The sequence below is a fragment of the Gemmatimonadetes bacterium SCN 70-22 genome (assembly GCA_001724275.1).
Lineage (GTDB): Bacteria > Gemmatimonadota > Gemmatimonadetes > Gemmatimonadales > Gemmatimonadaceae > SCN-70-22.
The window spans coordinates 49845-74790 of sequence record MEDZ01000017.1 but is presented as its reverse complement, the minus strand read 5'-3'; the positions used below and the strand labels follow the sequence as shown (position 1 = coordinate 74790).

Sequence of the window (24946 nt, the reverse complement as noted above, 5' to 3'; positions counted from 1 at the left end):
AAGGACGAGACGCGGCGCGACACGATCTACCTTGCCGGCAAGGCGGCCGAGATGAGCGTCAAGGACGTGGTCGCCGCCGAGGTGCGGCGCGTCTTCAGCTCGGCCGTCGTCGGCGGCATGCAGCGCTTCCTCGGCCCCGACGACATCGAGGAGATGCGCCACCGCGCCTTCTCCCTGGGCGACCTGGTCCGCGACGGGCGCCTCTCGGGGCTCCAGTGGTACAACCCGCCCAGCGGGTGCCTCCGCTTTTCCGGCACCAATGGCTGCGCCCAGGTCTTCGTCGACGGCATCCCGGTCAACCTCCGCGTCGACGCCATCTCGTCGAGCGACATCGAGGCCATCGTCGCCTACCGCGACATGGAGCTGGGGATGGCCGCCACCTCCGGGCGAGGGGCGCTGGATACCTCCCGCTACGGGGCGGTGCTGGTCTTCACCCGGCGCTACATGATCCGCTAGCGCGATCCCGTCCTCCCGCAGGTGACGCGCGCCGGGGTGTAACCCCCGGCGCGCGTCGTACGTAGGGACCTTGGCTCACACGATTCCCCCGGAGCAACCATGTCGCCTACCCGCTTCCTCCCCGTGATCGCCGCCTGCGTGCTCGCCGGCGCCTGCGACGCCAAGGTCAGCGCCCGTCCCAGCAGCGGTGGGGTCAGCGTCTCCTTCTCGTCCGATTCGGCCCCAGACCGCGCCACGGCGGCGACCGGGGAATCGCTGGCACGCACCAGCCGCCCCACCTTTGCCGAAGGACCCGACGGAAGCGTGTCGATGTCGACGCGAAACGGCACGATGGTGATGGCGTTGCGCCACGACTCGGTGGTCGTTGCCTTCTCCGACTCGGTCCGGCAGCATGTGAGGCAGAAGCTCGAGGCGAAGCTGGACGAGCAGCGTCCACAGGAGTCCGCGATCGGCCAGGTGGTGCAGGGAGTCGTCGAGAAGGGGGTGACCGGAGCCCTGAGCGAGGTCTTCGACAAGGCGCGCGGCTTCCCCGTCGCTTCGCTGCGCGGCGTGCGCTACGAGGAGGGCGAGATCCGCTTCGACTACGTGAAAAAGCCGGCCTGGACCTTCGACGAGTTCGAGACCGACGGCACCCCGCTCCTGTCGCAGTTCCACCCGGCCGATGCGGCGCGCTTCGTCGGGGCCGTGCGCGCCCGGATGCGGGGCGCCTGACCCCGGCTCAGTCGACCGAGAAGACCCGCTCCGCCTCGCGCTCGTAGCGCGCCAGCTCGTCGCGCTGGCGCCGCGCGTCCCACCCCAGTCGCGCCGCCAGGAGGGTGGCGATGCGCCGGGCCGCCGCCGCGCCGTGGTCGCGGGTCTCGAACGCCAGGTGGGTACGCCGGATCACGATGTCGCCTAACGTCACCGCCCTCTCGCGGGCGATGGCGTGCAACGGCTCGGTCATCGTGTAGGGGAGGGCCGGGTCGATGCGTTCGCGCAGCGCCGGGTCGTCGCGCGTCGGTCGCCACGCGTCGCGCCAGTCGCACCCGTAGGCCCCCGCGAGGCGGCGCGCGACCGCCGCATCGCCCACCGCCGCCGCCGCCTCGTGCTCGGTTGCCGAGAGCGAGCGCATGGCCCCCCCGGGAAGGAGCACCTCGCGGTGCGGGCGTCCCGGGCGCTCATGCTCGCCTAACGCTTCGCAGGCGCGGTCCACCACGTCCTCGGCCATCGCCCGGTACGTCGTGAGCTTGCCGCCCGTCACCACCAGCATCCCGAGCGGGCCGGTGGCGATCGTGTGCTCGCGCGAGGCGCTCCCCGCGTCGCCCTCGGCCAGCGTGGCCGCCAGCGGGCGGATCCCCGACCACGCCGCCACCACGTCCTCGTCGCCCAGCCGGGCCGCGGGGAAGTTCGCGTTGCAGGCCTCGAGGAGATAGCGGACTTCCTCGCGCGTGGCGCGGACCTCGTCGGGGCCGCCACGGGCCGCGGTCTCCGTCGTCCCGATGATCGTGTGCGTGGCGGCAGGGAGGACGAACATCACCCGCCCGTCCTGCGGCGCCACGAGCGTGACGGCATCGCGGTTCCCCACGCGGTCCCGTGGCACCGCGACGTGGACCCCCGCGGATCCGAGGACGGCGTGTCCCCGCGTCCCGCCCTCGAGCGCCTCCAGGGCGTCGGTCCACGGGCCCACTGCACTCACGATCACCCGGGCATGCACCGTCACCTCGCGTCCGGTGCCGTCATCGCGCACCATCGCTCCGGTCGCCCGCCCGGCAGCGCGCGTCAGCGCAGTGACCGCCGCGTGGTTCAATACCGTCGCCCCGGCGGCCGCGGCGCCGAGCGCGTTGGCCAGGGTGAGGCGCGAGTCGTCGGTCGAGGCGTCCCAGTAGGTCGCCCCCCCGACCAGCCCCTCGGGCGACAGTCCCGGTTCGCGCGCCAGCACCGCCTCGCGCGTCAGCTTGCGATGGTTGCCGACGTTGCGAAAGAGCGCGAGGGCGTCGTACAGCGTGAGCCCGGCCAGGAGCTTCCACTCGGCGACGCGCGCCCCCTCGTAGACCGGCCAGGTGAACGGGAGGGGGCGGACCAGGTGCGGCGCCAGCCGCAACAGCCGGCGCCGCTCGCGACTCGACTCGAAGACGAGGTGCAGGTGCCCGTGCTCCAGGTAGCGCACCCCGCCATGCACCAGCCGCGACGTACGGCTCGACGTCCCGCTGGCGAAGTCGTCCTTCTCCACGAGGGCCACGCGCAGGCCGCGCAGCGCGGCATCACGCGCGACCCCACACCCCACGATCCCCCCGCCGATGACGAGGATGTCGAACCGCTCGCGCTCGAGGGTGTCGAGCGCGGCGGCGCGCCACGGCGGGGAGGGCGACATCGCGGGGCCGCCCCGGTGCCTAACGCCGAGCCGGCTGCCCGGCCTTCGGCGTCGTGCGGGCGATGAACTGGCGGATGTCCTCGTTCGACGTCGCCAGGTCCTCCTTGCGCAGGTACATCATGTGCCCCGAGCGGTACCCCTTCCACGACATCCGGTCCTGCACGCGCCCCGCCGGGTCGAGGTTCCACATCGAGTACTTCGCGTTGAAGTAGTCCGTCCCGCCGTCGTAGTAACCCGACTGCACCATCAGGTGGAGGTACGGGTTCTCGGACATCGCGCGGCGCAGCTGCTCGCCCGTCTGGTCGCCCGACCGGTTCCACGGGTTCACCGGGCCGAAGAGCCAGTACTGCAGGTCGGTCTTGAACTTGAGGACGTCGCGCAGGTAGTGGTTGATGGCCGGGGCGAAGGCGTGGTTCCACGCCGTGAGGGCAGGGTCGAAGTCGGGCGCCGCGCCGGCGTCGGTGCGGTCGAGCCCCTGATAGCGCGAGTCCAGGCGCCCGACGGTCACGCCGCGATCGCGCAGCAGCTCCTTCCAGAAGAACTGCGTGGGGACGTTCATCGCGTACTCGCCCACGGCCTTCTCAGACAGGCCGCTGTAGCGCGCGAACTGCTTCACCAACTCCGTGCGCTGCGCCGCCGGGAGCGACCCGCCACGGGCGATGCCCGGGAGCAGCTTCTCGATGGTGAAGCTCTCGACCTCGGGGAGGAGCTGCTCCAGGTCACGCCCCTGCAGGTCGGCCGGGAGCGCCTTGTGGTACCACGCCGTCGCCGCGAAATACGGCAGCCGCAATGCGGCGGCCACGGGGCCGTCGCGCTCCACCCCGAGCCCCGTCGGCGAGACGAGGATCACCCCGTTGAAGAACATCCAGTGCGCGGACTGGAGGCGCCCCACCAGCCCGGACACACGGGTCGTCCCGTAGCTCTCGCCAATGAGGTACTTCGGGCTCGGCCAGCGCCCCTGCCGCGTCACGAAGGCATCCACCCACCGGGCCAGGTAGGTGATGTCCTCGTTGACACCGAAGAACTGCTCGCGCTTGGCGTCGCCGATGATGCGCGAGAAGCCGGTGTTGACGGGGTCGATGTACACGATGTCCGCGACATCGAGGATCGAATTGGGGTTGTCCTGCACGCCGTACGGCTGCACCGGATACCCCTCGTCGTCGATGCGGAGCTGCTTGGGCCCCGTGTAGGCGATGTGCATCCACACGGAGGCCGAGCCGGGGCCGCCGTTGAACGAGATCACGAGCGGACGCGCGTCCCGGTTGGTGACGTCGCTCCGCTCGTAGTAGGTGTAGAACATCGAGGCGATCGGTGCCCCCTTGTCATCCCATACCGGTTGCGTCCCGACCGTCACCCGGTAGGGGACCGACTTCCCCTTGATGGTCACGACGTCGTTGGAGCGGATCGCCGTGTCGGCGATGATCCGGACCGAGGCGGGGTCCGCTGCCGGCCGCCCCGAGGGGGCGGGCGCCGCTGCGGGGCGCTCGGTTGCAGGGCGCTCCTGCGCCGCGCGATCCTGGGGGGGAGGCCCCTGCGCCGCGCGCGCCTGCGCACTCAGGGGGAGGGCGGTGAAGAGGAGGGCAGTCGGAAGTAGGCGAAGGCCGTGATGCATCGCTCGTCGGGAAGTGAGGGGACTCTGTCTCGTGGCGCATCATGCCGCTGCGCCGCGCTCACCGCTAGAACGCACGCCCGCCACTCCCCGCTGGAGCGGACCGGTTGGACCAGCCGCTCATCGAGCGCGCGGCGTGCGCCTCCCGTCTCCCCATGCAATATTCCCCTAGCCCTCGCGACGCCCAATTCCCGCTTCCCGTCTCCCGTCTCCCGTCTCCCGTCCCCCGTCTCCAGAATGCCCCGCCGAGTCGCCATCGTTGCCGGGGTCCGCACCCCCTTCGCCCGAGCGGGGACGGCCCTCAAGTCGCTCTCAGCCATCGAGCTCGGGCGCCTCTGCGTCGCCGAGCTGGTGCAGCGCACCAACCTCGAGGGCGAGAGCGTCGATGCGCTGGTCTTCGGCACCGTCGTCCCCTCGGTGCTGGCGCCGAACATTGCCCGCGAGGTCTCGCTGATCCCGCATCTCCCCAAGGGGGTGCAGGCGCACTCGGTGAGCCGCGCCTGCGCGAGCGCCAACCAGGCCATCACCGACGGCGCCGACCAGATCGCGCTCGGGCACGCCGACGTGGTCATCGCCGGTGGCGCCGAGTCGCTGTCGAACGTCCCGATCCTCCACTCGCGGGGCTTCGCGGACGCACTCGTGGCGGCGTCGCGGGCCAAGTCGCTCGCCCAGCGCGCCCGGGCACTCGCCCGTATCCGCCCGCGCGACCTCGTCCCGGTCACCCCCGCCATTGCCGAGCCCACCACGGGAGAGACGATGGGGCAGAGCGCGGAGAAGATGGCCAAGATCAATGCCATCCCTCGCGCCGAGCAGGACGCGCTGGCGTATCGCTCGCACCGCAATGCCAGCGCGGCGACCGCCGACGGGCGCCTGACGAGGGAGATCGCCCCGGTGTGGGCGCCCCCCCGCTACGACGCCGTGCTCGCCAGCGACAACGGGATCCGCGACGACACCACGCCCGAGGCGCTGGCCGCCCTCAAGCCGGTCTTCGACCGGCGGTACGGGAGCGTCACGGCCGGCAACGCCTCCCCCCTCACCGATGGCGCCGCCGCCGTCCTCCTCATGAGCGAGGAGCGCGCGCGGGCACTGGGTTACGAACCGTTAGGGTTCATCCGGTCGTACGCCTACGCGGCGCTCGATCCGGGCGAGCAGCTCCTGATGGCTCCCGTCCTCGCCGCCCCGGTCGCCCTCCGGCGCGCGGGGCTGGCCCTGCGCGACATGGACCTCGTGGAGATGCACGAGGCGTTCGCGGCCCAGGTCCTCTCCAACATCAAGGGTCTGGCCTCGCGCGAGTGGGCCGCGCGCGCCGGCTTCGCCGAACCGGTCGGCGAGGTCGACCCGGATCGCCTCAACGTGTTGGGTGGCTCGATCGCCATCGGCCACCCCTTCGGCGCCACCGGCGCCCGCATCACCACCACCCTGTGCAACGAGCTCGCACGCCGTGGTGGCCAGTTCGGATTGATGACCGTCTGCGCGGCCGGCGGGCTGGGCTTCGCGATGGTGGTGGAGAGGCAGTGAACAGAAGAGGGGAAGTCGGGAAGACGAGGAGCACCGAGGCGGCGCCGGGCCTGACGCCGGCCGCTCGGTGTCTCCTCTTCTCGTCGTCTCGTCCTCTCGTCCTCTCGTCTTCTCGTCCTCTCGTGAGGTCCCAATGAGTGCGCTATCGCTGACCGTGGAGGACGGCGTCGCCGTCGTGGTATTCGACCTCCCCGGGGAGCCGGTCAACAAGTTCTCGCAGCCGGTCAAGGACGAGTTCCTCGCACTGTTCGATCGCCTCGAGGGCGATCCCGAGGTCCGTGCCGCCGTGCTCATCTCGGGAAAGGCCGATGCGTTCATCGCCGGTGCCGACATCGAGGAGTTCCTGCGCTGGACATCGGCGGCCCAGGCGGAGAAGGCGTCGCGCGACGGGCATGCGATGCTCGACCGGCTCGAGCACCTGCGCGTCCCCGTCGTGGCGGCGATCCACGGGGCGTGCATGGGGGGCGGGGTCGAGGCGGCGCTCGCCTGCGCGTACCGCATCGCCACCGACCACCCCAGGACCGTCCTCGCCCTCCCCGAGGTGCAACTGGGGATCTTTCCCGGCGCCGGCGGGACGCAGCGCCTGCCGCGCACCGTGGGACTGCAGGCGGCGCTGGACATGATCCTCACCGGGAAGAACGTCCGCGCGCGCAAGGCGGCACAGATCGGCCTCGTGCACGAGGTGGTGCACCCCGCCATCCTGCGCCAGGTCGCGGCGCAGCGCGCGCGCGAGATCGCCGATGGCGTCCGCGACCGCAACCCCGACGCGCGACGGCGCGATGCCAGCACGCTCCTGCTCGACGCGAACCCGCTCGGCCGCGCCTTCGTGATGCGCAAGGCGCGCGAGATGACGCTCGCGCGGACGCGCGGAAACTACCCGGCGCCGCTGGCGGCCCTGGAGGCGATCGCGGCCGGCTTCCAGGACGCCGAGAAGGGGTATCGCGAGGAGGCGCGGCTCTTCGGCGAGATGGCGATGACCCCGGTGGCCCGCGAGTTGATCGGGATCTTCTTCGCCACCACGGCCCTCAAGAAGGACAGCGGCGTCGGCGACCCCCCCGTGTCGACGGCCGCCGTGCGGAAGCTGGGCATCCTCGGGGCGGGCTTCATGGGGGCGGGCATCGCCTCGGTCGCCGTCCAGCAGGGGACGCTCGTGCGGCTCAAGGACGCCGACCTGGCCCGCGTGGGCAAGGGACTGGGCGCCATTCGCGCCGTCCTCGAGGAGGGCGTCGCGAAGCGGCGCCTCACCCGCCAGCAGATGGCCGACCAGTTGCTCCTGGCGGGAGGGACCGTGGACTACTCCGGTTTCGGCAACGTCGACCTCGTCATCGAGGCCGTCTTCGAGGACCTGCAGGTGAAGCAGGCGGTGGTCCGCGAGGTCGAGGCCGTCGTCCCGCCACACGCCATCATCGCCTCCAACACCAGCACGATTCCCATCACGCGCATCGCCCAGGCGTCGTCGCGCCCCGAGCGGGTGCTCGGGATGCACTTCTTCTCCCCCGTGCACAAGATGCCCCTCCTGGAGGTCATCGTGCATGCGCGGACGTCGCGCGAGGTGGCGGCGAGCGCCGTGGCGTACGGGAAGAAGCTGGGGAAGACGGTGATCGTCGTGCAGGATGCGCCGGGATTCTACGTCAATCGCATCCTCGCCCCCTACCTCAACGAAGCGGGACGGCTGATTGACGGCGGCGCGGCGATCGACGCCGTCGACGCGGCGCTCCTCGACTTCGGCTTCCCGGTGGGCCCCATCACCCTCCTCGACGAGGTGGGGCTCGACATCGCGGGCAAGTCCGGGGCGATCTTCCTCGAGGCGTTCGGCGAGCGGCTCGCCCCCTCGGCGACGCTGCGCGCGGTCGTCGAGTCCGGGCGCCTGGGACGGAAGGGGCGACAGGGCTTCTACCGCTACGACGACAAGGGGAAGAAGGGGGGTGTGGACGCGACGGTGTACGCCTTCACTCCCGGTGGATCGCAGCGCATCGCCGTCGCGGCGGAGGAGATCCAGCAGCGCTGTGTCCTGGGGATGGTGAACGAGGCGGTGCGCTGCCTCGAGGACGGGATCATCGCGTCGCCCCGTGACGGCGACATCGGCGCCGTGTTCGGGATCGGCTTCCCGCCCTTCCGTGGCGGGCCGTTCCGCTACGTCGATGCGGTCGGGGCCGGCTGGGTCGTCGACCAGCTGGAAGAGCTGAATTCCCGCTTTAGTGGGCGCTTCGCGCCGGCCGAGCTCCTGGTGCAGGTGGCGCGGCGCGGGGGGCGCTTCCATGCGCACGGGCCGGGCGGGCTGTGATGCGGCGCACGTTCGCCTAACGACGTCCGTCACCTCGCGGCGGCGCCCTCGACCTCAGGGTTCGAGGGCGCCAGATTGTCTTCTGTGTGTGGCCGCGCCCGGGATCGCGAGGGGTGCGGCCCGGGGCGATTCCTCGGCGATGCGCTTGAGAAAGTCCTGCCGGTGTATGACGTTAAGTCATTACGTTACAATGGCTTGCACGGCTGTGTCCGGCGGCGTATTTCCTGAAATTGACGAATGGCGATTTCGCAGGGTCTACCACTAGAGAACGACGGCGACGCCGAGGTCGTGGCACAGGTGCTGGCGGGTGATACCGCCGCCTATGCCATCCTCGTCGGACGCTACCGGGCGCAGTTCGCGCGGTTCGCCACGCGCATGCTCGGCAACCGGGAGGACGCGGAGGAGGCGCTGCAGGATGCCTTTCTCCGGGCTTATCGGTCGTTGGCCAAGTGCGATGACCCGGCGCGGTTCGGCTCGTGGCTCTTTCGCATCCTGGCGAATCGGTGTCGGACGGCGGGGGCTCGGCGGGGGCGGCGGGAGAAGACGTTCATCCGTGATGACGTCGCACTCCTCGATGCCTCCGAGGAGCACCCGGAGGATCGGTCGGCGTGGCGTGAGGAGATCCAGCGCGCGCTGCTGATGCTCGAGGAGGACCAGCGCGAGGCCTTCCTCCTGAAGCACGTGGAAGAGCTGGGATACGACGAGATGGCGGAGCTCACCGGTGTGGGCGTTTCCGCCCTCAAGATGCGGGTCAAGCGAGCGTGCGAGCGCCTGCGGGCGCTCCTGCAAGAGGTGCAACGGTGATGGTTCACGACGACGAGTTCGACCCCTTCATTGCCGAGATCGCCCGGGAGTTGAAGCACCCGGTGGCGCTCGATGCGCGTTTCGATGCGCGCGTCATGGCGGCCATCGAGCCGGCGGTGATTCCCATCGGGGTGCATCGCGCCACCGCGCGCCCGTGGTACCGCCGCACCGTCTCGTTCTCCGTCTCGCAGGTGGCGGGGCTCGCGGCGGCGGCGGCGCTCGTCGGCGTGGTCGCGATGAACCTCGTCGAGCCTGGCGCGGGCTCGCGTGCGGCGGTCGCTGACCGCGGCCGCCTGCCCGCCCTGGTCCCGGTTGCCGATGTCGCCGTCGACGAGAACGCCCCCGTCGCCCAGCAGTTCATCCTCGTCGCCCCGAGCGCGGCGTCGGTGTCGGTCGTGGGCGACTTCAACGATTGGGATGCGTCGCGCTTCAAGATGGAGCGCGTCTCTCCCGACGGCGCCTGGTCGGTCACCGTCCCGCTTACGCCGGGACGCTACGAGTACCAGTTCGAGGTCGACGGCAAGCTGCGCATCACCGATCCCACGCGTCCGCAGACGTCGAGCGAATTCGGCTCGGCCAATTCGGTCATCACCGTCGAGCGCCGGAACTGACCATGCGGAGATTCCCTCGGTTCGCGCTGGCCATCACCAGCGTCCTGACGCTCAGCGCCTTCAACGCGCAGGCCGGCGGTGATCCGCGCCTGACGGCGCGCCTCGATCGGGAGACGCGCGAGGCCGTCGACGCCATCATCGCGAGCGCCCGCAAGGCCGGCGTTCCCACCGAGACGCTGGTCGACAAGGCGCTCGAAGGGGCGAGCAAGCGGGCCAGTGGCTCCGTCATCATCTCGGTGGTGCGCGGGTGGGCGGACGACCTCCGGCGCGCTCGTCAGGCGCTGGGGCCGGGGTCGCCCGACGCCGAAGTGGTCGCGGGAGCCCACGCGCTGCGCAACGGCGTGCAGGTTCGCGAGCTCGAGCGCCTGCGCTCGGCCCGGAGCGGCGTGCGCTACGCCATGGCACTCGACGTCATGAACTACCTCGTCAACCGTGGCGTCCCGGCCGACACCATCTCGCCGGTCATCGTCGACCTGGTGCTGGCGTCGGCGACCGAGGATCAGTTCGCCAAGTTCCGGCAGGATGTCGAGCGCGACATCTCCGGTGGTGTGGCGGCGGCCACGGCGGCGTCGCTGCGGGGGCACGGCCTCGTGCAGCAGATTGCCAGCAGCGCGACCAGCGCCGATGGCGGGGCTCCGGGGAGTGCGTTACCTTCGGTTCGCGGTACGACTCGCGTGGCCGATCCAGCGCTCAATCCGACCGCCGTCGGGGCGGTGCAGGGGGCCAGCACGGCCTCTGGAGCTGCGGAAGCGCCGGCCGCGCCGCGGGCGCCCTGCCCCGCCGCGCGACTGCTTTGGTGCCTGTTCGTCCTCGCTGTCCCGCCGCTCGGTGCGCAGGCGCCGGTGCGCACGCGCGACGTGGGGTTCGCCACCGTCGCCTACGACAACGGGCTCACGTTGGGGGCGCTCACGCTCACCGAGACCGTCGCCGTCGAGCGCCCGGCCGGGGCGCTGTTCGCCACCGGGCTCGTCTCGCTGTTCAATGATGGGCGCTGGTCCATGCAGGGGGGGCTCACCGGTTCGCGATTTTCCGCCGCCATCCCCACCAGCGGCCTGCTGCGCCCCTGGTTCCGCTCGGTCCGCGGCGAGCTGTCGTTCAACACCACCAGCACCGCCCAGCACGGCTTCATGCCCACGTTGCAGCTCCTGGGGCAGGCCCGGTTGCACCTGCAGCACGACCAGTATGCCGTCCGCGGTGGCGCCGCCGTGACCCGCACCTTCGACGGCTACGCCTGGCGCACCACCGTGCTGGGGGACGCCGGCGGGTGGGCCCGCGTCGGCCAGGCCGTGGTCTCCTTCACCACGACCCCCATGCAGCTGCAGTACGGCGACGTGCTCGGCGACAACGAGGCGGCCGTCTCGTGGACGCGCGGGCGCGTGACCTACGATGCCTCGTTAGGTGTGCGGGTGGGCGAGGCGCTGCGCGGCACCGTGGCCTGGGGCTCGTTCACGGCCACCTGGCCCCTGCTCGCCGGGACGCTCGCCACCGCCAGCGTGGGGAAGTACCCGGTCGACCTCATCCAGGGGCTCCCTGGCGCGCGCTATGCCGCCATCGCCCTGCGCCTCCCGAACGGGAAGTTCCCCGCGCTGCGCCGCGCCGCGCGCCGCCCCGTCCTTCCCCCGCCGCCCGAGCGCCCCGCGCTCCCGATCACCGAGCGCCTCGCGCTCGTCATCGGCCCCTCGCTCGACTCGCTCTCGCTGCGCGAGATCCGCGTCTGGGCGCCGGGGATCCAGCGCGTCGAGCTCCTGGCCGACTTCACCGAGTGGGTTCCGGTCCCCCTCATCCGCCAGCCGGACGGCGTATGGCGCGGCTATTACCACGTCACGCCGGGCATCCATCGCGTCAACCTCCGCCTCAATCGCGAGGAGCTCGACGTCCCGGTGAACCTGGCACGCGTGAAGGACGAGTTCACCGGCGACGTGGGGCTGGTCATCGTGCGATGACGGCGGCGGTGCCGCCGAGCCCCGCAGGCGCAAGGCGCCTCCGCCTGCGACGCCACGTATATTTCGCGCGTCGCGCGGCCGGCGTGTCGGTTCCACGCCCCTCTCACCCCCGGCGGGCACCGCGCTCCCAACGGGGACGTTCACCCTGGTAATGCTTCGTCAGACCTTCCTCTTCCTCTCGCATCGGCAAGGGATCTTCCGCTTCGTGCGGAACAACCGGCTCGCGCGCCGGTTCGCCAATCGCTTCGTGGCCGGCGAGACCATCGACGACGCCGTGGCCGCGGTGCGCGCCCTGAACGCCAGGGGGATCACGGCCACGCTCGACCTCCTCGGGGAGAGCGTCACCTCCGCGACCGAGGCGCGCGCCACCGCCGACCACTACGTGGAGCTCCTCGACCGCATCGCCGCCGAGGGGCTGGACGCCAACGTCTCGTGCAAGCTCACGGCGATGGGCCAGGACATCTCCGACGCGCTGTGCATCGAGAACATCTCCCGCGTCCTCGAGCGGGCGCGGCACCACGGCTCGTTCGTGCGGCTCGACATGGAGAGCAGCGACTACACGGAACGCACGTTGCAGCTGTTCAGGGAACGGCTCTACCCGCACTTCCCCGCCGAGGTGGGGATCGTCCTGCAGAGCTACCTGCGGCGCACGGCCGCCGACATCTCCGGCGCCATCGACCTGCAGTGCCGGGTGCGCCTCTGCAAGGGTGCCTACAAGGAGCCGGCGACGGTGGCCTTCCCCGACAAGCGCGACGTCGACGCCAGCTACGTGGCCGGCATGAAGCGCCTCATGTCGGAAGGGAAGTACCCGGGGCTCGCCACGCATGACGAGGCGATCATCGAGGAAGCCAAGCGCTTTGCGAAGGAGCAGGACATCGCCCCCGACCGCTTCGAGTTCCAGATGCTCTACGGCGTGCGCCGCGACCTCCAGGACCGCCTCGTGCGCGAGGGCTACCGCATGCGTGTGTACGTCCCCTACGGCACGCAGTGGTATCCGTACCTGATGCGGCGGTTGGCCGAACGCCCCGCCAACGTCGCGTTCATGACCGGCAACATCATCAAGGAGCGCCTGGCGGCGCGACGGTAGCGATGGCAGGCCAGTGGCTCCCCCCCGACCACTCGCAAGGCGATGCCAACACCATCGGCGGCTACCTGCGCGTCCACGCCCGCCCTGCCGCCTTCGAGGGGTCCGACGGCATGTCGTACTCCGTGGCCATCGAGGCCGATGCCACCGGGGAGGCGGGGCGTCCGTTCGGCGCCTACTTCCTCTTCCTGCGGTGGCGGCGCGTGGGGGCGCAGGGCGTCGAGGGACACCTCGAGAGCGACTTCCTGGCGTGGGGCGGAACCCCCGACGAGGCGATCGACGCCCTGGGCCGCTGGCCCCTGGCCGACGTGCGCGCGGTGCTCGAAGCCCGGTTGGCCGACGCCGCCGGCGGGACGAACCAGCGGCGCTGGTGGGACGTGATGCGGGAGGACGGGTGAGCGAGGGGGAGATGCGCGGGGTGGTGTTGCAGGGGACGGGTGGGCAGTGGCAAGTCCGCCTCGGAGAAGGGACGACATGCATCGCCGCGCTGCGCGGGCGCGTGAAGCACGCCGCCCACCTCAAGCTCGCCGTCGGCGACGAGGTGACGCTCGACCATGACGACGTCACCGGCGCCTGGGCGATCGGCGGCATCCTCCCCCGGCGCTCGCAACTGGCGCGCCGGGCCCCGGGCGGGGGACGCGGCGAGCGCGTGGTCGTCGCCAACGTGGACCAGGTCGTCGTGGTCTTCGCGGCGGTGAAGCCCGAGCCTAACGACAAGATGCTCGACCGCTTCCTCGTGATCGCCGAGGCCAACGGGATCGCGGCCCGCATCGTGGTCAACAAGGTGGACCTCGCCGCCCCCGGCCAGGCGGCGGCGCGATTCGCCCCCTACGCCGCGCTCGGCTACCCCCTCCACCTCACCAGCACGGTGAGCGGCGAGGGGATGGACGCCCTGCACGATGCCCTGCGGGGACGGGTGTCGGTGCTCAGCGGCCCGTCGGGCGTGGGCAAGTCATCGCTGCTCAACGCCCTCTACCCGGGGCTCGACCTGCGCGTGGGGGCCATCAGCGAGTCGGTCAACAAGGGGCGCCACACCACCGTCGGCGCGCGCATGCACCCGCTCCCCGATGGCGGCTACGTGGTCGACACCCCGGGACTGCGCGAGGTCGGACTCTGGGGCCTGCCATCCGGCGCGCTCGCGCAATGCTTCCCGGAGTTTGTCCCGTCCCTCGCCGAGTGCCGCTTCGCCGACTGCCGTCACGTGGCCGAGCCCCACTGCGGCGTGCGCGAGGCGCTCGAGGGCGGACGCGTCTCCCCCTCGCGCTACGAGAGCTACGTCAAGCTGCGCGAGGAGCTCGAGGCCGCCGAGCGCGCGTGGTGAACGTGAAGGCTCGGCGCGCGTGGTCGGCGCGCGTGGTTCGCACGCGAGCTCTGCGCGCGTGACGCAGGCGTCAGGGCGACAGCCGCTCCAGGCTCCACCCCCCGTCCGCGCGACGATAGCGCAACCGGTCGTGCAGGCGGCTCTCGCGCCCCTGCCAGAACTCGAGCTCGTCCGGGGTCACGCGATACCCGCCCCAGTGAGGCGGCAGCGGGACGTCGCCCGACGCATACGTGTCGGCGACGCGCGCCACCGCCTCCTCGAGCCACTCGCGCCCGGGAATCACCGCGCTCTGCACCGAGGCCCACGCGCCGATCCGGCTCCCCAGCGGGCGACTGTCGTAGTACGCCGCCGACTCCTCGCGCGAGATGCGCTCCACCGTCCCGCTCACCCGCACCTGCCGCTCGATCTCCTTCCAGAAGAAGCAGAGCGCCGCGACGGGATGGGCTGCCAGCGCCTGCCCCTTGTGCGAGCGATAGTCGGTGAAGAAGACGAACCCCCGCGCGGTGACGTCCTTGAGCAGGACGATGCGCGCCGAAGGACGCCCATCCGCGTCCACCGTGGCGAGCGTCATCGCGTTCGGCTCCAGGATCTCGGCGCGACAGGCCTCGTCGAACCAATGCTGGAACTGGACGATCGGGTTGGCGTCGACGTCGGCGACGTCGAGCGAGGCGCGCGTGTATTCACGCCGCAGGTCGGCAAGGGTCATCGTCACGAGGGCGTAAGGGGGCGCCAGCGAGGGCATGGGGGCGTCAGGAGACGTGGCGTCATCGTCCCTCGACGAGGTCCACGAGGGCGTCGACGTCGTAGGGCTTGGTGACGACCTCGACGTCGGCGGTGTCCTCGTCGCCGGGACGGCCCGGCGAGGCGACCGCGTCGCCCGTGGAGAGGAAGAAGCGCGTGCGTGCGGTGGATGGGAGGAGGCGCAAGCGCCGGATCAGCGCCCGCCCGTCCATCCCGGGCATGTGCAGGTCGCTGATCACGACGTCGAACGATCCCTGTTCCGCCAGCCGCAATGCGTGCTCGCCGTTCACCGCCGCCAGGACCGCGTGCCCGCGCCGGGCGAGGAAGCGGGAGAGGAGCTCGCGGATGACGCTTTCGTCGTCGACCACCAGGATGTCGAGGGGGCGCGGCGCCTGCGGCTGCGGCTGCGGCGCCTCGCCGTCGGCGCTGGCGGCGTGGTCGGCGAGGTCGGCGAGGTCGGCGGCGTCGGCGCTGGCGGCAGGCTCCGGCACCGACGAGGGTGCCGGCCCGGCGTACGGAAGTGAAACGGTGAAGCGCGTCGCCTGGCCGGGCGCACTCGACACGTCGATCGTCCCGCCAAGCGCCCCGATGATGCCGTGCACGACCGACAGGCCAAGCCCCGACCCCTCGCCCTCCTCGCGTGTCGTCCAGAATGGCTCCCAGATACGCGGAAGGTCGCGTACCGGAATGCCGGGTCCGTTGTCCGCGACCTCGATCAGGACCTGCTCGTCCTCCACGCGCGTCCCCACGCCGAGCGAGGGAATCCATCCGTCATCCTCGTGCCGGCGCTCGAGCCCCGACTCGAGGGCCTGGCGCGCATTGACCACGAGGTTGAGCACCACCTGCTCCAGCTGCGCCGGGTCCACCAGGACCCAGGCCGGCGCCGTCGCCAGCTGCACACTGGCGCGGATGCCGCGGGTTTCCATCGCGTAGCGCTGGGTGTCGACGATGTAGCTGACGACGGCGCTCGCGTCGACGCGGACCCGCTCCGTCCCCTCCTGGCGCCGGGCGATGGCGAGGAGGTCCTTCACGATGCGCGCCGCACGCCGTGCCTCGTGCAGCATCGTCTCCAGCGCGTGCCGGTCCTCGGCGGGCTGCTCCCGCTTCAGGAGGATCTGGGCGAAGCCGGAGATGGCGGCCAGCGGGTTGTTGATCTCGTGCGCCACGCCGGCCAGCGTGCGGCCGAGCGCGGCCATGCGCTCGCCGCGCCGCACCACCTCCTCGCGTCGCTCGCGCTCGGTGATGTTCTCGGCGATCCCCTCGACGAACCGGACGCGTCCCCGCCCGTCGCGGTCGGCGGTCACCGACAGCCGCAGGTGCAACACGCTCCCGTCACGGCGCCGGGCCTGCACGTCGTGCGACGTCTCGCGCGCCCCGCTCTCCAGCTCCGCCAGGCAGCGCTCGCGCTCCTCGCGCGAGCTCCACAGCGTGTCGGACAACCCGGACGCCTTGAGCGCCCCGGGGTCGGAGAAGCCGAGCATCGTCGCCAACGCGGCGTTCACGTCCACCAGCGTCCCGTCGGCCGTGCAGCGGAACACGCCGAACCCCGCGCGGTCGATCAGGGCGCGTGTCCACGCCTCCGAGCCCTGAAAGGTGTCCGCGGGGTGCCCCGTGGTGCCGCCGCGCGCGGCGATGGGCACGGGCGTCGGCGAGTACGGCGATGTCATGGAGGAGACGGGAGCCTCGTCATCGGGAAGCCGCCGCGCCCCGACCCGTCGGGCGCGTGGGCGGCCACGGGGGAATCTACATCGGTGCTGCCGAGCCGCGCGCGACGCTCGCCCCCGCGGGCGGCCGTGGTTATCGTCCATCACGCGGGGAAGGGAACCCCGCAGCGATCACCCGGCTAGGTGGGGGACATGGCACCAGCGGTCGAAGGGGATGCGTCACGCGATGCGGAGTTCGCGCGCGACGCGCTCCCATACATGGACGATGTGTACCGGTTCGCCTACTCCCTGACCCGGAACCCGGCAGATGCCGAGGACCTGGTCCAGGAGACGTACCTGCGCGCCTTCCGTTCCTGGCACACCTTCCAGCCGGGGAGCGATGCGCGGCGCTGGCTCTTCACGATCTGTCGCAACGCCTTCCTGCGCTCGCTCGAGAAGCGCCGGCACGAGGTCGAGGTGGAGGATGGCGATGCGGAGGCGTTGGCCGCGGTCGCGGTCCAGGAGGACGGTCGTCGCAATGGGCTCGACCAGCTGCTCGCCCGAGTCGACCTCGCGCCTGCCCTCCAGCGCGCGATCGATGAGCTGCCGGAACCATTTCGGTCCACGGTCGTGCTCGTCGACGTGGAGGACCAGTCCTACGACGCCGCATCGGAGGTGCTGGGGGTCCCCGTCGGGACGGTTCGCTCCCGTCTCTTTCGGGGGCGGCGCCAGCTGCAGGAAAAACTGAGGGAGTACGCCCGTGACGCCGGCTTCGCCTCGGCGGCGTCGATGGGGGAGGAGCGGACCGATGACTGAAAACTCGCCGAAGGTCGACTGCACGTCGGCCATGCAACAGCTCTGGGACTACGTGGATGCCGAGCTGACCCCCGAGCGCATGATCGCGGTCCGGCGGCACCTGGCCGAGTGCTCGCACTGCGTCCCGCACGCCGAGTTCGCCGAGCGCTTCCTTGCCGCCCTCCACGAGACGCGCGAGGTGCGCTGCTGCTCGCAGGACCTTCGCGCCCGCGTGGTGGCCAAGCTGCGGGAGGCCGGGCTCGACATCACCTGAGGCGGTCCCCCTATTGACATACCCCCCGGAGGTATCTAATCTGGATACCATCGGGGGGTATATGGTTCCCCCGAATACACCTCGGGAGGGACACATGGAGCGGATCACGCTGAAGGTTTCGGGCATGTCGTGCGGACACTGCGTCCAGGCGGTGCGCAAGGCGATCACCGCCGTCGAGGGGGCGACGCTCGAGCAGCTGGCCATCGGTTCGGCGACGGTCGCATACGACCCCTCGCGGACGACGGTGGGGGCGCTGATCGAGGCCGTGGGCGACGCGGGTTACGACGCGCAGGAGGTCACGTGAGCGCCGCGGACTGGGGAGTGGTGGCCGGCGGCCTCGTCCTGATTGCCCTCATCAACTGGTACTTCTTCTTCTCCGAGGGCGAGGGGGCAACGGCGGCTGTTGCGGCTGGCGGTGCGGCCCGGGTCCCGATCGTGGTGCGGGGGGGCTACACCCCCTCGACCGTGCGCGTGCCGCGCGGCGCCCGCGTGACCCTGGTCTTCGACCGGCAGGAGGACTCGAGCTGCTCCGAGGAAGTGGTCATTCCCGACTTCGGCGTGCGGCGCTTCCTCCCGGCGCACGAGAAGACCGCGGTGGAACTGACCGCGGGGGCGCCGGGGACCCATGAGTTCATGTGCGGGATGGGAATGCTGCGGGGAACGATCGTGGTGGAGGACCGGTCATGACGACATCTCTTTCGGCCGAGCCGCGGGGGGCGGCGGCCGACGAGCGGAGCACGGTGGTGATTCCGGTGAGCGGGATGACCTGCGCGGCGTGCCAGGGGCGCGTCCAGCGCACCCTGGGCAAGACGCCCGGGGTGCTCGACGCCACCGTGAACCTGATGACCAACAGCGCGACGGTCGCCTATGACCCCGCGCGCATCGACCCCGCCACCCTGGTCGAGCGCATCCGCGACACGGGCTATGGCGCCGAGCTCCCCGTGCCGGGGCGTACCGCGGCCGAGGAGCAGGACGCGCAGGATGCGGCGCGTCGACAGGAATACGCCGAGCTGCGACACAAGGCGATCATCGCCGCGCTGGTCGGGGTCGTCGCGATGGTCGTCTCGATGCCGCTCATGTCGGCCAACGCACACCTGGGGATGGGCGAGACCGCCGATCCCTTCATGCGGTGGTCGATGATGGTGCTCGACCCGGCCCTCCGGCGCGTGATGCCGTGGGTCTACGCCATCCCCGCCACGACGCTCGGCTACGCGCTGCTGGCGCTGACGCTGGTGATCATGGGGTGGGCGGGACGGCACTTCTATACGCGCGCCTGGCAGGCGTTCCGTCATCGCTCGGCCGACATGAACACGCTCATCGCGATCGGCACCGGGGCGGCCTTCCTCTTCTCCGCGGCGGCGACGCTCGCGCCGGGCTTCTTCATCGCGCGCGGAGTGGCCCCCGACGTCTACTACGAGGCGGTCATCATCATCATCGCCCTCATCCTCGTCGGGAACGCGATGGAGGCCAGGGCGAAGGGCGAGACGTCGTCGGCATTACGCAAGCTCATCGACTTGCAGCCCAAGGTGGCCCGGGTGGACCGTGACGGGGTGGAGGTGGAGCTCCCGCTGGAGCAGGTGCGCAGTGGCGACGTGATCGGCGTGCGCCCGGGGGAGCGCATTCCGGTGGATGGGGTGATCGTCTCCGGCGAGAGCGCGGTGGACGAGTCGATGCTCACCGGCGAGTCGATGCCCGTGGCCAAGCGGGTCGACGACCGCGTGATCGGCGGCTCGGTCAACCGCACCGGGGCGTTCCGCTTCCGGGCCACGACGTTGGGCGCCGATTCGGTCCTGTCCCAGATCGTGGCGCTGATGAAGGATGCGCAGGGGACACGGGCCCCCATCCAGCGGCAAGCCGACCGGATCAGCGGGATCTTCGTCCCCATCGTCCTGTCGATCGCCGTGGCGACGTTCGTGACCTGGTTCGTGGCCAGCGACTCGGCGCCGTTCGTGCGCGGCTTCGCGGCGGCCGTGGCGGTCCTGATCATCGCCTGTCCGTGCGCGATGGGACTGGCGGTCCCGACGGCCGTGATGGTGGCCACGGGGCGCGGGGCGCAGCTGGGTGTCCTGATCAAGGGGGGCGAGGCGCTGGAACGGGCGTCGCGGGTGGACACGGTCGTCTTCGACAAGACGGGGACGATCACCGCAGGGCGCCCGGAAGTGATGGCGGTCGTGCAACGTGGCGCCGAGGTGAGCGAGGGCGAGATGCTGCGCCTGGTCGCGTCGCTCGAGCAGTCCTCGGAGCACCCGTTAGGCGAGGCGATCGCGGCGCGGGCGACGGCCATGGGCGCCGCCCTCGTGCGGGCCGAGGCGTTCGACTCGGTGACCGGGAAGGGGGTGGTGGGGGTCGTCGACGGACAGGGGCTGGCGGTGGGGAACGCCGCCCTCATGGCCGACAATGCGATCGACGTCGCCCCGCTCAGCGAGCAGGCGGGTGCGTGGTCGTCGCTCGGCTACACGCCCGTCTATGTCGCCGTCAACGGCACCCTGACGGGGGCGCTGGCCATCGCCGACCCGCTCAAGCCGACGGCCGCGCAGGCGGTGGAGGCGTTGAAGGCGCAGGGGATGGAGGTGGTGATGCTGACGGGCGACACGCACCGCACCGCCGAGGCCATCGCCCGCCAGGCGGGGATTGCCCGCGTGGTGGCCGACGTGCGCCCCGACGGCAAGGTGGAGGAGATCCGCCGGCTGCAACGCGAGGGGCGGGTCGTGGCGATGGTCGGTGACGGCATCAACGACGCGCCGTCGCTGGCCCAGGCCGACGTCGGCATCGCCCTCGGCACCGGGACCGACATCGCGATCGAGGCGAGCGACATCACCCTGATGCGGGGCGACCCGACCTCCGTGGTCGACGCCCTGGCGCTGGCCCGGTCCAGCCTGCGCATCATGAAGCAGAACCTGTTCTGGGCCTTCATCTACAACTCCATCGGGATCCCGGTGGCGGCGGGGGCGCTCTATCCGGTCTTCCGCCTCCTCCTCAGTCCCATCCTGGCCAGTGCGGCGATGGCGATGAGCTCCGTCTCGGTCGTGGGCAACTCGCTGCGTCTCCGCTCCTGGCGTCCTCCCACCAGGGGTCAGCGCCATGCATGACACGCACGAGAAGGGGGCCCTGCCGGGCGACGAGGGAGCGCTGGCCACGACGTGCGGCTGCGGCTGCGCCATCGACCAGGAAGGGGGGCGCAAGGCGGTGGCGGTGGATCCCGCCATCAAGGAGCGCAACCTCAAGCGCTTGCGGCGCATCGAGGGACAGGTGCGCGGGCTGCAGCGGATGGTCGAGGAGGACCGCTACTGTGCGGACATCCTCACGCAGATCTCGTCGGTGCACGAGGCGCTCCGCGCCACCGGGCGCGAACTGATGCGCAACCACCTGCGCCACTGTGTTGCGGCGGCGGTGCAGTCGGGTCCGGAGGCCGCCGAGGCCGTCTACGACGAGTTGATCGAACTCATGTACCGTCACGCGCGTTGACCCCGGGGCTTCGCTCCGGTCCCGATTCGCGACACGCTCGCGACCAGCTCACGCCTTGATCCGCATGCTCCGCCGTTCGCTCACCCTGGCCGCTGCCCTGCCGCTCTGGATCGTGATGATCCTGGCGGGGGGGCAGTGGTGCCTGATGCCCGGGAGTGCCGCGGCGCATTCCGTGGTGTCGGGCGCGTTGCGCGTGGGGCAGGCGGCAGCGCCCGGGGTGCCCGAGGCGCCTGGGACGCCGGGCACGCCCGCCCGTTCGGGCGCGCACGGCACACAGGCCCTTCGCCAACCGGTGCCACCACGACACGCCTCTCCGTCCGCGGGGACGTCAGGGCGGCAGGAACCCCTGACGCACGACGACCACTTGGGCCCCAACGGCGGGCAGCGGCATCACCGCGTTGGGGTCCTTCATGTCGGGGCGGACGTGATCGGCGTGTTCCAGCGCCGCGCGGGATTGCTGCGCCCAGGCGACGGTGATCGCATCGCCGTGGAGCGCGAGCACCGGGAAGGTCGCGGCTGCGGTGGTGTCGGAGGCGATGACCGCCGGGCCGAAGGTCGCGCCGCCGTCGCGCGAGCGCCGGAGGAGGACGCGCGGGGGCGAGGTGCGCGCGTCGTCCCACGCCACCACGACCGAGCCGTCGCCCTGGAGCGCGACCTGGGCGTGCGCCGGGCGGGCGAAGGGAGCCACGCCTAACGCGACGGGCGGCCCGAACGTGCGGCCCCCGTCGTCGGAGCGGGCGTAGTACACGCCCGCGTGACCTTCGCGTCCCGTCCACCAGGCCACGTGGAGCCGCCCGGCGGCATCCACCTGCAGCGAGGGACCGGCGTGCGGGCACCCGTCGAAGACGAAGTCGTCGGCGTGCACGCGCACGGCGGGACTCCAGGTGACCCCCAGGTCGGCCGACGAGGCGACGACGATGTCCCGCACGTTGCCGGCCAGGACGGTGCGCCACGACAGGAACAGGGTCCCGTCGGGGGCGGTCGCGATGGCGGTGCGGCAGCAGGGACACGATTCTCCCTCGGCCACGCGAACGGTGGGGCGCCAGGTGATCCCTCCGTCGGTGGAGCGGGTGAGGTAGGTCGCCGACCGGGCGCCGCCCCGCGCCTCGAGCCAGGAGACGTAGAGCGAACCGTCTGCCGCCACGTGCAACGCGTGGAAGTTGCGTGACCCCGGCACGGCGTCGCCCAGCACCGTGTGCGGCGCGCCCCAGGTACGGCCGCCGTCCGGTGATCGGGCAAGGCGCAAGGTCGTGAAGGGAAAGCGGCGCGCCGCCTCCAGTCGGGCGACGGCGTACAGCGCATAGAGCGCGCCGTCCGGCGCGTAGCCGATCTTCGGCGGCGCCTCGCCGTGCGGCTCGATGCCGCCCAACGGGTCGCGCAGCTCCGAGGCTGGCGCGCCGTCGGTGGACGTGTAGAGGCGCCCATCGCTTCCGCCGCCGGGCGCGGAGACCCACGCCAGGGTGCGCGCGCCACTCGGGGCGATGGCGAACATCGGCGTGGCGCCGCCGTCGGTCGCGGCGCGGAGCGTGGCCGGCCGGTCAAGGATGATCTCGGGCGCGCGAGCGCACCCCAGCGCGCTCGCGAGCGCGAGTGCGACAACGGCGGCCTGGAGGGCGCGGCGCATCGCAGTCAGCGCTCCCATGTGAACCGTACCCCCGCAAAGACCATGCGCGGATTGCCGGGCGTGAACTGCTCACGGCTGAACGCGTTGTAGGACACCAGCTCGGCGTAGCGCCGGTTGGCAAGGTTGGTGACGCGGGCGAAGAGTTCGCCGACCCCGCGCAGCATGTAGTTGGCATGCAGTGTCCAGAGCGCGAAGCCCGCGTAGCTGTGCGAGTTCTCCGGATCCATGTAGTACCGCCCGGTGCCCGACCACTCCGCCGCGAGGCGACCGCCATGCAGCGCGCCCGGGCTCCAGCTCAGGAGCACATTGGTGAGTGCGTCGGGCGCCTGCTCCATCGTCTTGCCCGCATAGTCGCGATTCTGCCCGCCCACCGGGATCACCCAGCGCTCGTATTGGTGGCTGGCGCGACTGTGCGCCACGTCCAGTCGCAGGTCCGCGAGGAGCGCCGCGCTGAGCGACACCTCCAGCCCCCGGTGCCGTGTGGCGCCCGCGTTCGAGGTGGTCTGGATCCCCTGGGCATCCAGGACGCTGAGGAGTTGTTGCGGACGCGCATCTCGTATGCGGCGACCTGCCAGGTGGCGCGCGCCGTCAGGTTGCCGCGCGCCCCGACCTCCTTGCTGCTGGCGGTGACGGGTTCGAGCCCGACCGTGTTCAGATTCGCGCCCTGCTGGAAGAGCTGGCTCTGCGCCGGGGCGCGGAACCCCTCGCGATAGGAAGCATACAGGTTGAGGTCACGGCGCAGGTCCACGGTCACGCCGGCCTTGGGGCTCCACCGCGCATACGTGGGCGAGGTGTCGGCCGGGACCCGGAAGCGCCCCGTCTGCACGGCGGCCAGGTGCGATGCGTAGCGGTAGCCGCTGTGGTCGTAGCGGAGCCCGACATCGAAGCGCGTCCGCGGCAACGGCGAGAACTCGGTGTGGAGGTAGGGCGACGCCTGGCGGAAGGTGACGTCGTAGTCATAGTGCACGGCGCCCAAGGTATAGCTCGTCCACGCGCTGTCGGGTCCCGTCCGTCCGGTGACGATCCCGGTGTTCCTGGCTGAGCCCGGCGAGACCTCGAGGTCGGCGCCGGCGATGACGCGCGTGCGCCACGGGGCGAAGTCGCGACGGAGCTTCACCAACGCCCCCCATGAGCTGTTGCGCGTGTCCCAGATCTCGGGGTTGTAGCCCAGCTGCCAGTTGGGGAGGAGGTCGAGGACGTTGCGCCTGGCGAAGGGGGTCACGCTCACGAGGGTGGTCCCACGCTCGAACTCGGCGGCGGTGTGCCAGCGGAGCGCCGACACGTCGCGATAGGCGATGGGCGACCGGTTGAGCGCCGGACGGCGGTCGAACTGGGTGGCGTCGAGGGCGAAGACATCTCGCTGCTCGACCGATGTCCCCGTCACGACCGTTCGGAAGCTCCAGCCGCTGCTGGTGGAGAGGTCATGGCGCACGGTGGCGCTGAGGCGCTTGTAGGGTGCGTCATCCTTGAAGCCGTCAGCGGTGGTGCGATTGACGTCGACACGCAGGCCGTGCGCGCCATGCGTGAGCCCACCGGTGAGGAGGGCACGGTGATAGCCGTAGCTCCCTCCCTCGACCGACACGTCGATCGACGGCGTGGCCGGGGCTGGGCGCGTGAGGACGTTGACCACCCCGCCGATGGCGTCGCTCCCGTACAGCGCGGTCCCCGGCCCCTTCAGCACCTCCATCCCCCCCGCCTGCGGCAGGTTCACCTCATAGAGTGCGTTGTGGTTGAAGAAGCCGGTGGAGCGCGTGGGAACGCCATCCTCCAGATACAGGTAGAGCGGCTTGGTGGAGATGGGCTGGCGGATCGCCGTTGAGTGCCCCTCCCCCGACAGTTGAGAGATGTGCACGCCGGGGATGCGCTGGGCGATCGCTGCCGGGTGCGCCGCGCGCGCCTCGCGGATCGCCGTGCCGTCGATGGCGTCGATGGTGGCGGAGTTTTCCGTGCGCGTTTGTGCCTCACGGGTGGCGGAGACGACCATCGGCGCGATGACCTGGGCCGCCGGCGACAGCGCCACGTCCAGCGTGGCGGTGCGACCGTCGGCCAGCGAGATCGAGTCGACGACCGGAGCGTAGCCGAGGCGCTGCACGGTCAGCATGGCCTCTCCTGAGGGGAGGGCAGCAAGGGTGTAACGGCCGGCCTCGTCCGTCTGTGCTCCGCGCGGGGCGCCGGTGCCTACGGCGATTCTGGTTCCCGAGCCGTTGGTCGCGGCGCGGACCGTCATGCGGACGAGCACGACGGCGTCGGGGATCGGTGCACGGGTACCGGCGTCGCGCACGATGCCCGTGATGGTGGCGCCGCCCTGCGCATGCGCGGGCGTGGCGGGGGTGACGAGTGCCATGCCCAACGTGATGACCAGGCGGGGGGTGAGCGCCACGCGATGGCGATCGCGTGACACGCGTCCCCTTGGGGAACGCAGGG

The 24946-nt window shown here is 71.4% G+C and carries 20 protein-coding genes and 2 pseudogenes; 16 read left to right on the top strand and 6 right to left on the bottom strand.

Going from position 1 to position 24946, the window contains the following annotated elements:
• Both ABS52_10340 and ABS52_10335 read left to right on the top strand, forming a co-directional pair.
• Positions 1–456, top strand: a pseudogene (locus ABS52_10340) (hypothetical protein).
• A 99-nt stretch (positions 457–555) separates the two neighbouring features.
• Complete coding sequence (locus tag ABS52_10335; GenBank protein ID ODT03268.1) at positions 556–1167, top strand: hypothetical protein; 612 nt, start codon at positions 556–558, stop codon at positions 1165–1167.
• Between the two features lie 7 nt (positions 1168–1174).
• Here the strand turns inward: ABS52_10335 and ABS52_10330 are convergent, their stop codons facing one another.
• Both ABS52_10330 and ABS52_10325 read right to left on the bottom strand, forming a co-directional pair.
• Positions 1175–2806: a glycerol-3-phosphate dehydrogenase gene (locus ABS52_10330; GenBank protein ODT03267.1), complete on the bottom strand. Its 1632-nt coding sequence runs from the start codon at positions 2804–2806 to the stop codon at positions 1175–1177.
• Between the two features lie 19 nt (positions 2807–2825).
• Positions 2826–4229 (bottom strand): carboxypeptidase, encoded by a 1404-nt coding sequence (locus tag ABS52_10325; GenBank protein ODT03281.1) that lies wholly within the window; start codon positions 4227–4229, stop codon positions 2826–2828.
• A 423-nt stretch (positions 4230–4652) separates the two neighbouring features.
• Here ABS52_10325 and ABS52_10320 point away from each other — a divergent pair, with 423 nt between their 5' ends.
• The 8 genes from ABS52_10320 (at position 4653) to ABS52_10285 (ending at position 13980) form a co-directional block, all read left to right on the top strand.
• A complete protein-coding gene (locus ABS52_10320; protein ID ODT03266.1) occupies positions 4653–5933 on the top strand; it encodes an acetyl-CoA C-acyltransferase FadI in 1281 nt (426 codons plus the stop codon).
• A gap of 133 nt (positions 5934–6066) precedes the next feature.
• The gene (locus ABS52_10315; protein ID ODT03265.1) at positions 6067–8217 is read left to right on the top strand and encodes a multifunctional fatty acid oxidation complex subunit alpha; all 2151 of its coding nucleotides are present in this window, start codon (positions 6067–6069) and stop codon (positions 8215–8217) included.
• Positions 8218–8454: 237 nt separating this feature from the next.
• Complete coding sequence (locus ABS52_10310; GenBank protein ID ODT03264.1) at positions 8455–9021, top strand: hypothetical protein; 567 nt, start codon at positions 8455–8457, stop codon at positions 9019–9021.
• Positions 9022–9323: 302 nt separating this feature from the next.
• The gene (locus tag ABS52_10305; GenBank protein ODT03280.1) at positions 9324–9632 is read left to right on the top strand and encodes a hypothetical protein; all 309 of its coding nucleotides are present in this window, start codon (positions 9324–9326) and stop codon (positions 9630–9632) included.
• A 2-nt stretch (positions 9633–9634) separates the two neighbouring features.
• Complete coding sequence (locus ABS52_10300; GenBank protein ID ODT03263.1) at positions 9635–11575, top strand: hypothetical protein; 1941 nt, start codon at positions 9635–9637, stop codon at positions 11573–11575.
• A 151-nt stretch (positions 11576–11726) separates the two neighbouring features.
• Entirely contained in the window at positions 11727–12662 is a 936-nt protein-coding gene (locus tag ABS52_10295; GenBank protein ODT03262.1) for a proline dehydrogenase, read from the top strand.
• Positions 12663–12664: 2 nt separating this feature from the next.
• Positions 12665–13057, top strand: a complete 393-nt coding sequence (locus tag ABS52_10290; protein ODT03261.1) for a hypothetical protein — start codon at positions 12665–12667, stop codon at positions 13055–13057.
• Between the two features lie 11 nt (positions 13058–13068).
• On the top strand, positions 13069–13980 hold the full coding sequence (locus tag ABS52_10285) for a ribosome small subunit-dependent GTPase A (protein ODT03279.1): 912 nt from the start codon (positions 13069–13071) through the stop codon (positions 13978–13980).
• A 70-nt stretch (positions 13981–14050) separates the two neighbouring features.
• Here ABS52_10285 and ABS52_10280 read toward each other — a convergent pair whose 3' ends face one another.
• Complete coding sequence (locus tag ABS52_10280) at positions 14051–14686, bottom strand: pyridoxamine 5'-phosphate oxidase (protein ODT03278.1); 636 nt, start codon at positions 14684–14686, stop codon at positions 14051–14053.
• Between the two features lie 58 nt (positions 14687–14744).
• Positions 14745–16388, bottom strand: coding sequence for a hypothetical protein (locus tag ABS52_10275; protein ID ODT03260.1), 1644 nt, complete (start codon positions 16386–16388; stop codon positions 14745–14747).
• Positions 16389–16577: 189 nt separating this feature from the next.
• On the opposite strand from ABS52_10275, the gene ABS52_10270 reads away from it, so the two are divergent.
• From ABS52_10270 to ABS52_10245, 6 genes are all read left to right on the top strand, one after another.
• A complete protein-coding gene (locus ABS52_10270; GenBank protein ODT03259.1) occupies positions 16578–17180 on the top strand; it encodes a hypothetical protein in 603 nt (200 codons plus the stop codon).
• Positions 17173–17433: a hypothetical protein gene (locus ABS52_10265; GenBank protein ID ODT03258.1), complete on the top strand. Its 261-nt coding sequence runs from the start codon at positions 17173–17175 to the stop codon at positions 17431–17433. Before ABS52_10270 ends, ABS52_10265 begins: the two co-directional genes overlap by 8 nt.
• Positions 17434–17527: 94 nt before the next feature.
• The gene (locus tag ABS52_10260; protein ODT03257.1) at positions 17528–17737 is read left to right on the top strand and encodes a copper resistance protein CopZ; all 210 of its coding nucleotides are present in this window, start codon (positions 17528–17530) and stop codon (positions 17735–17737) included.
• Positions 17734–18120: a copper-transporting ATPase gene (locus tag ABS52_10255; GenBank protein ODT03256.1), complete on the top strand. Its 387-nt coding sequence runs from the start codon at positions 17734–17736 to the stop codon at positions 18118–18120. Before ABS52_10260 ends, ABS52_10255 begins: the two co-directional genes overlap by 4 nt.
• Positions 18117–20522 (top strand): copper-translocating P-type ATPase, encoded by a 2406-nt coding sequence (locus tag ABS52_10250; protein ODT03255.1) that lies wholly within the window; start codon positions 18117–18119, stop codon positions 20520–20522. The genes ABS52_10255 and ABS52_10250 overlap by 4 nt, the downstream gene beginning before the upstream one ends.
• 40 nt (positions 20523–20562) lie before the next feature.
• Positions 20563–20898, top strand: coding sequence for a repressor (locus tag ABS52_10245; GenBank protein ID ODT03277.1), 336 nt, complete (start codon positions 20563–20565; stop codon positions 20896–20898).
• Positions 20899–21226: 328 nt separating this feature from the next.
• Here the strand turns inward: ABS52_10245 and ABS52_10240 are convergent, their stop codons facing one another.
• Together ABS52_10240 and ABS52_10235 are read right to left on the bottom strand one after the other, a co-directional pair.
• Positions 21227–22540 carry a hypothetical protein gene (locus tag ABS52_10240; GenBank protein ID ODT03254.1) on the bottom strand — a complete coding sequence of 438 codons (1314 nt, stop codon included), beginning with the start codon at positions 22538–22540 and terminating at the stop codon, positions 21227–21229.
• Positions 22528–24623, bottom strand: a pseudogene (locus tag ABS52_10235) (hypothetical protein). Before ABS52_10235 ends, ABS52_10240 begins: the two are co-directional and overlap by 13 nt.
• Positions 24624–24946 lie beyond the last annotated feature (323 nt).